The sequence below is a fragment of the Woeseia sp. D3-10 genome, assembly GCF_055809415.1.
This window is the reverse complement of the sequence record NZ_JBVVTW010000007.1, coordinates 2,348,210-2,359,564: the sequence shown is the minus strand read 5'-3', so window position 1 is coordinate 2,359,564 and position 11,355 is coordinate 2,348,210. Positions and strand designations below refer to the sequence as shown.

General features: G+C 57.5%; 9 protein-coding genes. 5 read left to right on the top strand and 4 right to left on the bottom strand.

Annotation, left to right across the window (positions count from 1 at the left end; translation table 11 throughout):
• Positions 1–58 precede the first annotated feature (58 nt).
• From AC0L8N_RS10905 to AC0L8N_RS10885, 5 genes are all read left to right on the top strand, one after another.
• Entirely contained in the window at positions 59–538 is a 480-nt protein-coding gene (locus tag AC0L8N_RS10905) for a flavin reductase family protein (protein ID WP_473667681.1), read from the top strand.
• A gap of 89 nt (positions 539–627) precedes the next feature.
• Positions 628–1,062, top strand: a complete 435-nt coding sequence (locus AC0L8N_RS10900) for an MgtC/SapB family protein (protein WP_473667680.1) — start codon at positions 628–630, stop codon at positions 1,060–1,062.
• A gap of 224 nt (positions 1,063–1,286) precedes the next feature.
• Positions 1,287–2,522 carry a thiamine pyrophosphate-dependent enzyme gene (locus tag AC0L8N_RS10895; protein WP_473667679.1) on the top strand — a complete coding sequence of 412 codons (1,236 nt, stop codon included), beginning with the start codon at positions 1,287–1,289 and terminating at the stop codon, positions 2,520–2,522.
• A 3-nt stretch (positions 2,523–2,525) separates the two neighbouring features.
• The gene (locus AC0L8N_RS10890) at positions 2,526–3,542 is read left to right on the top strand and encodes an alpha-ketoacid dehydrogenase subunit beta (RefSeq protein ID WP_473667678.1); all 1,017 of its coding nucleotides are present in this window, start codon (positions 2,526–2,528) and stop codon (positions 3,540–3,542) included.
• Positions 3,539–4,759: a dihydrolipoamide acetyltransferase family protein gene (locus AC0L8N_RS10885; protein WP_473667677.1), complete on the top strand. Its 1,221-nt coding sequence runs from the start codon at positions 3,539–3,541 to the stop codon at positions 4,757–4,759. Before AC0L8N_RS10890 ends, AC0L8N_RS10885 begins: the two co-directional genes overlap by 4 nt.
• 30 nt (positions 4,760–4,789) lie before the next feature.
• Here AC0L8N_RS10885 and AC0L8N_RS10880 read toward each other — a convergent pair whose 3' ends face one another.
• The 4 genes from AC0L8N_RS10880 to AC0L8N_RS10865 all read right to left on the bottom strand — a co-directional run bounded on the left by AC0L8N_RS10880 (position 4,790) and on the right by AC0L8N_RS10865 (position 11,337).
• Positions 4,790–5,545 carry a hypothetical protein gene (locus AC0L8N_RS10880; RefSeq protein ID WP_473667676.1) on the bottom strand — a complete coding sequence of 252 codons (756 nt, stop codon included), beginning with the start codon at positions 5,543–5,545 and terminating at the stop codon, positions 4,790–4,792.
• Positions 5,546–5,616: 71 nt separating this feature from the next.
• The gene (locus tag AC0L8N_RS10875; RefSeq protein WP_473667675.1) at positions 5,617–7,014 is read right to left on the bottom strand and encodes an efflux transporter outer membrane subunit; all 1,398 of its coding nucleotides are present in this window, start codon (positions 7,012–7,014) and stop codon (positions 5,617–5,619) included.
• A complete protein-coding gene (locus tag AC0L8N_RS10870) occupies positions 7,007–10,168 on the bottom strand; it encodes a multidrug efflux RND transporter permease subunit (RefSeq protein WP_473667674.1) in 3,162 nt (1,053 codons plus the stop codon). Before AC0L8N_RS10870 ends, AC0L8N_RS10875 begins: the two co-directional genes overlap by 8 nt.
• A complete protein-coding gene (locus tag AC0L8N_RS10865; protein ID WP_473667673.1) occupies positions 10,165–11,337 on the bottom strand; it encodes an efflux RND transporter periplasmic adaptor subunit in 1,173 nt (390 codons plus the stop codon). The genes AC0L8N_RS10870 and AC0L8N_RS10865 overlap by 4 nt, the downstream gene beginning before the upstream one ends.
• Positions 11,338–11,355 lie beyond the last annotated feature (18 nt).

Sequence of the window (11,355 nt, the reverse complement as noted above, 5' to 3'; positions counted from 1 at the left end):
CAGGTATCATTCGTTAAATTTTCCAGCGATCTTTGCAATGGACCTTGCCACAAGAGTAATGATTGACGAACTCGATTTGCGCCGCTCGCTCGGCCGTTTCGCCACTGGCGTGACGGTAATAACCTGCAATGACGCGATGGGCCGGCCGGTCGGCATCACGGCGAACAGCTTCAGCTCGGTCTCTCTGGACCCACCGCTGGTCCTGTGGAATATCGCGAAAGTGTCGAATTCCCTGGAGGCCTACCTCAATGCGGACCGCTATTCCATTAACGTGCTGGCGGCCGATCAACGCGATCTGGCCGTCCACTTCGCGAAGTCAGATCACACACTGTTTGAGAGCACCTGCTACAGCAAGAATCAGCACGGTGTTCCGGTGCTGCCGGCGACGATTGCCCGGTTCGATTGCAGGACCTGGCAAATACACGATTGTGGCGATCACTTCATTATTGTCGGCGAAGTGGAAGAATACTGGTCGAGTGACCAGTCACCGCTGTTGTTTTTTGGTGGACGTTACGCGGCGCTGGCTGAAGCTGAGTAGTCACTGGCACCTGTATTCGCTGCTGACACTTGCCTCCGTATGCCGCACACGAGAGATGAGCTGACCGCTCTATGCCGGAGTGAAATAGAATGACCATCGACTGGACAGAAATATGGTTCAACCTCAGGCACCTCGGGATAGCCTATTTACTGGCGCTGCCGGTGGCGTTTGATCGCGAGAACTCCCACCTGGGCATCGGCTTACGTACCTTCCCATTAGTTGCGGTTGCGGCGTGCGGCTATACGCTGGTTGGTATGTCAGTACTCGACTCAAGTGCTGCTGAAGCCAGGGTGCTGCAAGGCCTTATTACGGGTATCGGTTTCATTGGTGGCGGCGCCATCCTTAAAAGCGACGGCAACGTGTCGGGCACATCGACCGCGGCAACGATCTGGATCACCGGACTTATCGGCATGGCTGTCGCTGTCAATCGCTATGAGATTGCCATTCTCATGGCCATCATCAGTTTCCTGACGCTGCGATATGTCAGCTACTTCAAGCCCGCGGCGAACCAGGACAGCAAGTAGCACAACGTGATCCGGCGAATCGCCTAGAGATTTGTGGTATTGCATGGTGACGACCTGATCGCCACACTCAGCACCGCTAGCGGCACGCCGTGCAAATCCGGCAACCTTGCTGCGTTTTGCGTAGAATCGAGCGTTCGCTGTACCGCTTGATGCTACGTTGCAAGGTGGACACTCCGCGCCAGATTGCGCTGTTTCGCTGCAACACGAAATAAGGATTCCGACGCATGAGCACCCGTTCAAGACTGCATATTCCGCAACCGTCAGCACGGCCCGGGGATACGCCGGACTTCAGTTACCTGGACCTCTCACCGGCGGGTGCCGTCGACAAACCGCCAGTCGATGTACGGGTACGAGACCTTGACCACTTGAGTCACGGTCTGGTTCGCGTGCTGGATGATGAGCACAAAGCCGTCGGCCCCTGGAACCCCAATATCGAAGCAAGTGAGCTGCAGGTAGCGTTGCGCTGGATAATGTTGACGCGGATCTTTGATGAACGCATGCAACAGATTCAGCGCCAGGGACGGATTTCCTTTTACATCCAGTCGCTCGGCGAAGAAGCCGTATCAATTGCGCAGGGCATGGCGTTACGCCCTGGTGACATGTGTTTTCCACACTATCGTAATCAGGGTTTGTATTTGTACCGGGGCTGCAAACTGGTTGACCTGATGTGTCAGTGCCTCTCGAACACCAAAGACATGTGCAAAGGCCGGCAGATGCCGATCATGTACCACAGCAAAGATGCCAACATGTTTTCGATCTCGGGTAATCTCGGCACGCAGTACCCGCATGCGGTCGGCTGGGCCATGGCATCGGCGATCAAGGGCGAAGACCACATTGCCGCATCCTGGGTTGGCGATGGCAGTACAGCTGAAGCCGATTTTCATCACGCTGTCACGTTCGCGGCTGTTTACCAGGCTCCGGTCATCCTCAATATCGTCAACAATCAATGGGCAATCTCCACTTTCCAGGGGTTTGCCGGCGGCGAGCGACGTCCGTTTGCGGCCCGCGGTCTCGGTCTCGGTATTCCTGGTGTGCGCGTGGATGGCAACGACTTGCTGGCGGTGTACGCCGTGACCGTTTGGGCCGCCGATCGTGCGCGGCGCGGAGGCGGTCCAACGATCATTGAACACGTTACCTACCGCGGCGCGGCACACTCGACGAGTGATGACCCGACGAAATACCGACCGAAAGATGAATGGAAAGCGTTTCCACTGGGTGACCCCTTGTTACGCCTCAAGAACCACCTGATCAGCGAAGGCCACTGGTCTGAAAAGCAGCATGCCGCACTTGAGAAAGAACTGCGTGCCGACGTGCTCTCCGCCTGGAAGGAAGCTCAGAAGAGCGGCACGATGACAGAAGGTCCGTACCTCGACCCTGCCACGATGTTCGACGACGTTTATGCCGAGACACCAGAACATCTCGAGATCCAGCGTAAACAAATGCTGGCACTGGAGGACTGACCGATGGCACAGATGAACATGATTCAGGCCATTCGTTCAGCCCTCGACGTGGTCATGGACAAAGACCCGAACATTGTCATTCTCGGCGAAGACGTTGGCTATTTCGGCGGCGTGTTTCGCTGCACTGATGGTCTGCAACGCAAGTTCGGTGAGCACCGGGTAATCGACGCGCCAATCGCGGAAGGCGGTATCATCGGCACCGCTATCGGTATGGGCGTTAACGGCCTGCGACCGGTCGCCGAGATCCAGTTTGCCGATTACATCTACCCCGGATTCGACCAGGTAGTGAGTGAGCTGGCCCGCTTGCGCTACCGCACGGCTGGCGACCTCACGTCTCCGGTGACCATCCGTACACCGTGCGGCGGCGGCATCCGCGGTGGACAAACACACTCACAATCTCCGGAAGGGATTTTTACTCACATCAGCGGCATCAAGACGGTGATGCCATCGAACCCCTACGATGCAAAGGGCTTGCTGATCAGTTCGATCGAGTCCGATGATCCGATCATCTTTTTCGAGCCTAAGCGTATCTACAACGGCCCGTTTGATGGCGATCCCGACAAAGCCGCCGTGTCCTGGGCCTCGCATCCGAAGGGCGAAGTGCCTGGCGGCTACTACACCGTGCCACTCGGCAAAGCGGATATCGTCGAAACCGGTGACGACCTGACTATTATTACCTACGGTACACTGGTGCACGTCGCACAGGCGGCCGCAAAGCTGACCGGTTTCGACGCAGAAATCATAGACGTGCGCACGCTGGCGCCGCTGGATGTCACGACACTGACCGATTCCGTAAATAAGACCGGTCGCTGCCTGATTGCCCACGAGGCGACACGCTTCAGCGGTTACGGTGCCGAACTTGCCGCAACCATTCAGGAGCACTGTTTCTGGAATCTCGAAGCACCGATTGAACGCGTTGCTGGCTGGGATACACCCTACCCACATGCATTCGAATGGCAATACTTTCCCGGTCAGAAGAGGATCGCTGCCGGTATTCAGAAAGTAATGGAGGCTGGATGAGCGAGCACATATTCAAACTACCGGACCTGGGTGAAGGTACTGTCGAGTCGGAAATCGGCGAATGGCACGTCAAAGTAGGCGATGTGGTCGCCGAAGAGGATATCGTCGGCACAATGATGACTGACAAAGCCGCGGTCGAAATTTCTTCACCGATTTCGGGCAAGGTTTTGAAACTGGCTGGCGAGCCCGGCGACATGATTGCTGTCGGCGCTCCGCTCATCGTGTTTGAAGTCAGCGATGACAAAACCGGCAGCAAGAAGGCAATGCCCGTTGAAGAAGCGGCAACTCCTGGTACCCGCGAAGCCGTTCCGCCCACGAAAGGCAAGTCGAAATCCAGCGAAAGCGGCGCGCGCGTTATGACCTCGCCCGCTATACGACAAAAGGCCAGGGAGAGCGGCATTGATCTCACACAGATCAGCGGCAGCGGCCCCAACGGACGCATCACCCGCGATGATTTCGACGACTACCTGAATAACCAGAGTGGTACGTTTTTGAGCCACGCTCAGCCAGCAAGCCGTCGGGCGACGAAAGAGGTAAAGGTCATTGGCCTGCGCCGTATCATCGCCGAGCGTATGAGTGCAGCGAAACGTGAAATCCCCCATTTCTCATACGTCGAAGAAATCGACATCACAGAACTGGAGGCGCTGCGTCAGCACCTGAATTTGAATCGGGACAAGAATGGCCGACTGACCTTGCTACCGTTTCTGTGTCTGGCTCTGGTGCGCGCGCTGGACGACTTCCCGCAGTGCAACGCGACTCACGACAAAGAACGTAACGTTGTTATTCAACACGGCCCGGTGAACCTGGGTGTTGCTACGCAAACGGCAGACGGCCTGAAGGTGCCTGTGGTGCGCAATGCGGATCAACTGTCAGTAGATCAACTATCTAACGAAATCCGCCGTGTTTCGGAGGCCGCACGCGACAACAGCATCCGTCGTGAAGAATTGTCCGGCTCCACGATCACGATAACCAGCCTGGGTAAATTGGGCGGAATTGTTACGACGCCGGTTATCAACATGCCTGAAGTGGCGATCATTGGTGTTAACCGGGCGATTGAGAAGCCGGTTGTGATTGATGGCCGGATAGAAGTTCGGTTGACGATGAATCTCTCGTCGTCGTTTGATCACCGCTTTGTTGACGGCTTCGACGCTGCGCAAATGATTCAGAAAATTCGCAGCATGCTGGAACATCCGGCCACCCTCTTGATGCAGGACTAGCAACCGCGCTGTCGCTCTGCCCTGGCGTCGTTATGGCGTGGCTTCCTCGCCTTTGTTACCGAGCTTGTCCAGCACACCTTTCAGCAGCTGATCTTTCGCACCATCCAGCTCGTCACTGGCTCGTTCTTGCAATGCTTGGGCAGCAGCCGTGCTTAACGCTTTTTTGAGTACGGGCTCCAGGACCTGGCGGGCAACTGCGCCAGCCGTTGCCCCGTTGCTGGCACGGCCAATGTCGTTGAGCACAATATCCGGCAGGCTGATCTCACGTTCTTCCTGCAATTCCGGAATTGAAACCGTTGCCCGCGTGCCTCTCAATGTGAACCGGTCAATAATCAGCTTCTTGCCAGCACCGTTTTCGGCGGCTTCTGCGTCGCTTCCCGAGTTGCCTTGCAACTGCTGCAACAAGGTCTGCAGGTTGCTACCAGTGCCACGCTGCACGAGGTTCAAGTGTGCATCGCTGACCGTCACGTCTTTCAGCACAATGGTATCGGAGGTCACGCTGGTCGGATCGATACGCACTGAGAAATTCCCAAGGTCAATGGCATTGCCGCCGCCGAAGTCATTTGGATTGGCGACCGCCAGCCCACTGATCGACGCGTTTGCCTCGCCGAGGTCGATCGCTACCCCACTGACGCGAACGCTACTGCCCGTGGCCGCCGAACCCTGCGTTTCAATAAGGCCCGCAACGATCGAATTGAGCTGGGTGCTCAAATAGAAAAGCCCACCACCAACCACGAGTAGCAGGGCCAGTACGGTCATCAGTAGTTTTCGACTTCGTGAGGCCATGGCAATGGATCCTTATCGGCAGTTGCATCGCCGCAGCGTAACGCCGCGGGGCAACACACTACAAGCGGCGACTAACTCGCGTCAGGAACGCTTCCGCCCAGCGCTATAAAGAGAGCAACACTGTTCGCAACGTCTATGCGCCGAACCTGCAGCAACGCCTGTTCTGCAGCGAACAGGCTGCGTTCTGCGTCCAGCACTTCGAGGTAACGAACCACACCTTCGTTGTAACGCTTGCGTGCAAGCTCTGCCAGGCGGCGTTGGGCAACGATGCCACGTTCCTGAGCAGCAATCTGCTCGGCGAGGTAGCGTCGCCCGGCAAGTGCATCAGACACTTCCCGAAACGCTGTTTGAATCACCCGTTCGTACCCGGCCACCGCGATGTTCTCGCGCGCTTTCGTCAGATCGAGTGCAGCGCGCCGACGTCCGGTGTCGAAAATCGGCAAACTGATCGACGGCATGAAACTCCAGGCACGACCATCATCGCCAACCAGCGTATCCAGTTCCGTGGACGCATAGCCGAAACTGCCCGTCAGTTTGATCGCCGGGAAGAAGGCGGCTCGAGCCGCACCGACATTGGCGCGCGCGGCGATCAACTGTTGTTCGGCGGCACGAATATCCGGCCGTGACTCCAGCAGAGCCGAGGGTAGACCGGGTGAAAAGTACGACGAGTGGACCTGCTGTCCCAGCGGCAGCGATGCCGGCAGCTCTCTGTCGTTCGGGCCACCAAGCAATACGCTGAGCAGGTTATTGCTTTGGGCAAAGTTCAGGCGCAACCCGGCCAATTCCGCTTCAGCCTGCGTCAGCAATGTTTCCGCCTGACGAAATTCCAGCTCTGAGGTTACGCCTGCATCAAGTCGACGCTCCGCAATGCGCAGCTGATCGCGACGTGCACTAACCGTTCGTACCGCAAGCTCAATACGCTCCGCTGCTTCAAGCTTAGCGAGGTAGGCAAGCGCCAGTTCGCGCGTCAGCGATAGCTGAAATGCTTGCGCTGCTTCCACCGTCGCCAGATAGTTGCCACGAGCGGCAGCTGACAAATTTCTTACCCTGCCCCAAAAATCGAGCTCGAACGCCGAGACTCCAAGTCCCAACGAATAACGTTCATTAACTCCCGCAGCCGCACTTGACGTGGCAATCGAGGTACGGGAACGACTTGCATCGGCGGTCGCAGCGACCGTGGGCAGGCGGTCCGCGCGCTGGATGCCGTAGGTCGCTCGCGCTTCCTCGATGCGCAGGGCAGCTACTTCCATATCGCGATTGTTCGTCAATGCGATGTCGATCAGAGCCGCGAGCTGCGGGTCGACAAAAAACGCCTGCCATTCAGGTCGAGCTGCGGACGCGGCAGCGCTGTCCACGGTGTACTCGGCCGGGTAGGCAGAATCGGTGGGCAACGGCGGCCGCACGTGTTCGGGGGCGAGCTGACAAGCACCCAACGAGCCGAGCACGCTCAACATCAGGAGTTTACGCATGGCGCTTCTCCCCGGCAGATTCCGGCCGATCATCTGTGATTGGCACAGTGCCGCGTGCAATCCAGCGCCGCACCGCAAGGTAGCTGAGCGGAATAAAAAAGATACCAAGCAGTGTTGCTGCAATAACGCCGCCCATCACCCCGGTACCCACAGCGATGCGACTGGCCGCACCGGCACCGGTGGACATCGCCAACGGCACCATGCCGAGTATGAAGGCGAGCGAGGTCATGATGATCGGGCGCAACCGCAGTTTGACAGCGTTCATCGTTGCCTTGTACAGGCTCTTGCCGCTGGCCTCTTCTTCGATGGCAAATTCAACGATCAGGATTGCGTTCTTCGCTGCCAGGCCAATGATCGTAATCAAACCCACGTTGAAATAGATATCGGCCGGTAAGCCGCGCAGCAAGGAAAACACAACAGCGCCGAATACGCCGAGTGGCACAATCAATAGTACGGCAAGCGGGATAGACCAACTCTCGTACAATGCGGCGAGCAAGAGGAATACAACGAGCAAGGAAAAGGCCATCAACATTCCGACCTGCCCTTCCGACTGTTTTTCCTCGAACGACATGCCGGTCCACTCGAAGCCAAAGCCTTCCGGCAACTCCTGACTTAAGCGCTCCATCTCATCCATGGCCTCGCCCGTCGAACGTCCCTCAGCGGGCATTCCCGAGATGGTCATCGCCGGGTAACCGTTAAAGCGCTCGATTTGCGGTGCACCGGCCGTCCATTCGACGGACGTGAACGCGCCGAACGGCACCATGTCGCCATTCGAACTCCGGACCCGCAAGTTAAGTACGTCATCAGGCGACATGCGGTACGCCGAATCTGCCTGCACGAGCACACGCAATATGCGCCCGTCACGAGCAAAGTCATTCGCGTAAGCTCCGCCCATCGATATCGAAAGCGTGGAGTTCACGTCACTGATAGCCAGCCCGAGTGCACGCGCCTTCGTGCGGTCAATCATGACCCGTAATTGCGGGATGTCCGCCTGACCTTCAGGGCGAACCTGGGTAAGCAGCGGACTTTGACCTGCCGCACCGAGAATCTGATTGCGGGCATCCAGCAATGCCGCCGCGCCGTGGCCCGAGCGGTCCTGCAGAACGAAGCTGAATCCGCTGGAGTTGCCGAGTTCCCGAATAGGCGGTGGACTCAGCGTAAAGATGGTCGCCTCTTTAACACCGGAGAGAACCCGCATGGCTTTACCCGCCAGCGCAGCCGAGCTGTTCTCCGGCCCGACTCTTTCTTCCCAGGGGTGCAAAGAAACAAACGTCATTGCATGCGCCTGACCTACACCACCGAAACTGAACCCACGCACCACGGTGAACGCCTTGACCTGCGGCTGCTCCCGATAGAATGCTTTTACCTGTTCAATCGCCTCATTCGTGCGTTCAGTAGTTGACCCAGGCGGCGCCTGGATGACTGTGAAGACACTGCCCTGATCTTCATTCGGCAGGAAGCTGCCGGGAAGGCGGGAGAAGAGCAACAACGTTACGCCGCAAAGGACAAAGAACAGCACGATAAAACGCAGCGGCCGATGCAGAATTTTTCCAACCCACGACTGGTACCGATCTGTCGTCCGACTGAACCAGCGATTGAAGCCTGCGAAAAAAGACCCTATCCGACCACGGTTTTTGTCCGCGTCCGGGCTATGGGCTTTGAGCAACGTCGCGCACAACGCGGGTGTTAGCGTAAATGCCAGCAGCGCGGAAAAGCCGATCGAGACTGCAAGGGTCAACGTAAACTGGCGATAGATTCCGCCGGTTGAGCCGGGGAAGAACGCCATCGGCACGAAAACCGAAATCAATACAAGCGTAATGCCGACAATCGCAGAGGTAATTTGGCCCATGGCTTTGACGGTGGCGTCGTAGGCCGACAAACCCTCTTCGGCCATGACCCGTTCGACATTCTCGACCACGACGATGGCGTCATCGACCAAAATGCCAATCGCGAGGACCATCGCAAACAGCGTCAGTACGTTTATTGAAAAGCCGAACAGCCACAGGCCAATACAACCACCGGCCAGCGCAATTGGCACTACGATTGTCGGTATTAGCGTGGCGCGCCAGTTCTGCAAGAACAGCAACATGACCAGAACGATAAGCAACATGGCCTCAGCGAGCGTCTTCAGAACTTCTTCGATAGAGATCTGAATGAACGGCGTACTGTCGTAAGGGACAGTCCAGCCAATATCGGCGGGAAAAGAACGCTCCAGTTCGGTCATACGTTTTTGCACACCGGCGCGCGCAGACAATGCGTTCGCTCCGGTGGTCAACTGTATCGCCATGCCAGCTGCCGGGTTTCCGTTTACTTCGATATTGAACAGGTAGTTCTGAGCGCCCAGTTCGACGCGTGCAACGTCACCGAGTCGGACCGCTGAACCGTCGGGGTTCGATCGCAGAATGATCGATGAAAATTCTTCCGGGGTGGTAAACCGCCCTTGTGTCAGGATTGGTGCCGCAATCTCGTAGCCGTTGGCAATAGGCCGGTCACCTAATGATCCGCCCGGTGACTGGCTGTTTTGCTCACGAACCGCGGCCAGCGCGTCCGATGCGGACAGCCTGTAGCTCGTGAGTTTGTCCGGATCGAGCCAGATTCGCATCGCGTATTCAGAGGAAAACGAGCGTATGTCGCCAACGCCCGGGACCCGGCGCAATTCGTCGATCACCCGCGTCGTCGCAAAGTTTCCAAGTTCCAGCGTGCTCATGGCACCCGACTTGGAGGTCAGCGAAACAATCATCATGAAACTGGATGACGCTTTATTGACCTGTATGCCCTGGCGTCGAACCTCTTCCGGCAAGCGCTGCTCGACAGTCTGCAGGCGATTCTGGACTTCGACCTGCGCGAGGTCGATGTCGGTGCCGGATTCAAACGTTACGCGGATGCTAGCACTGCCATTCGACTGACTGGTCGACGACATGTACAGATAGCCTTCAACGCCATTCAGTGCCTGTTCGATGACTTGTGTGACATTGGTTTCCAGAACCGATGCATCCGCACCGGGATAGGTAACGCTTACGGATAACGACGGTGGCGCGATGGACGGGTACTGCTCAACTGGCAGATCACGCAGTGCGCTTGCCCCGGCCAACAGGATCGTGAGCGCGACTACCCAGGCGAAAATGGGTCGATCGATGAAAAATTTCGGCGTCATTTCGGTGAATCGGCAGCAGCGGTTGCGTTGGCGACGACGACCTGCTGGCCGACACCGATTTTTTGCAGACCGGTAACGATGACGCGTTCGCCACCACTGAGTCCGCCGGTCACACGCCACGCACCTTCAGAAAGATTGCCGAGAACAACTTCTCGCGCCTCGACCATATTGTCGCTGTTCACAATCATCACGCTTGCACCTTGTGGCGCAAATTGAACCGCGCGTTGCGGGATGAGAATGGCATCCGGGCGCACACCTGCGCCGATACGGGCACGCACGAACTGCCCAGGAACTAACGACTGATCCGGGTTCGGAAACTCAGCTCTAACAGCCGCCGTGCCCGTATCCTGATCGATAGAAAGGCTCAGGAAATTCAGGTGTCCTGTATGTTCGTACTCGCTGCCGTCTTCCAGTACCAGGCGGACATTGATGCGCTGGAGCTCCGGAACCTCCAGTGTGCCCTGGGTGATCTCCCGGCGAGTTTTCAGCATGTCCGCACTCGAACGTGAAAAATTCACGTAAACAGGATCGATCTGTTCGATCGTTGTCATCAGGGTTGCCGCTGACGCACTGACCAGTGCGCCCTCGGTTACCTGGGCGCGGCCCGCTCGACCGGCGATAGGCGCGGTGACGGTGGCAAAGCCCAGGCTCAGTTCTGCGCTTTCACGTTGCGCCTTGACCTGAGCCACATCGGCTTGCGCCGTACGCAGGCGCGCAACCGCCGCGTCGAATTCCTGTTCACTGATCGCTCGATCGGCAACCAGCCCTTTGAATCGATCAACGTCCTGTTCGGCATTGGCAACCGTCGCTTCAGCGCGCGCCATGGTCGCGTTCACCGCGTTGAGATTCGCACGGAGCTCGCGCGGATCTATCTGAAACAGCTTCTGCCCCTCGATGACGTCAACACCTTCCTCATACAGCCGGCGTTCCACTATCCCGTTTACGCGCGCGCGCACTTCAGCGGTACGCACGGCTTGTACCCGCCCCGGGAACTCCACAACGTTTTCGGCCGGTGCTTTTTTGGCAACAACGATTCCGACTTCCGGCGTGGGGCGCGTCATGGTCTGCATTTCTTCGCCACAGCCGGAGACGCCCAACGTGGCCAAAAGCAGAAATCCCAGCGCGAATGTGCTGTTTGCGTGGCGACGGGGTGGGGTACTTTTTGTCATGGCAGTAGGCTCTGCGGG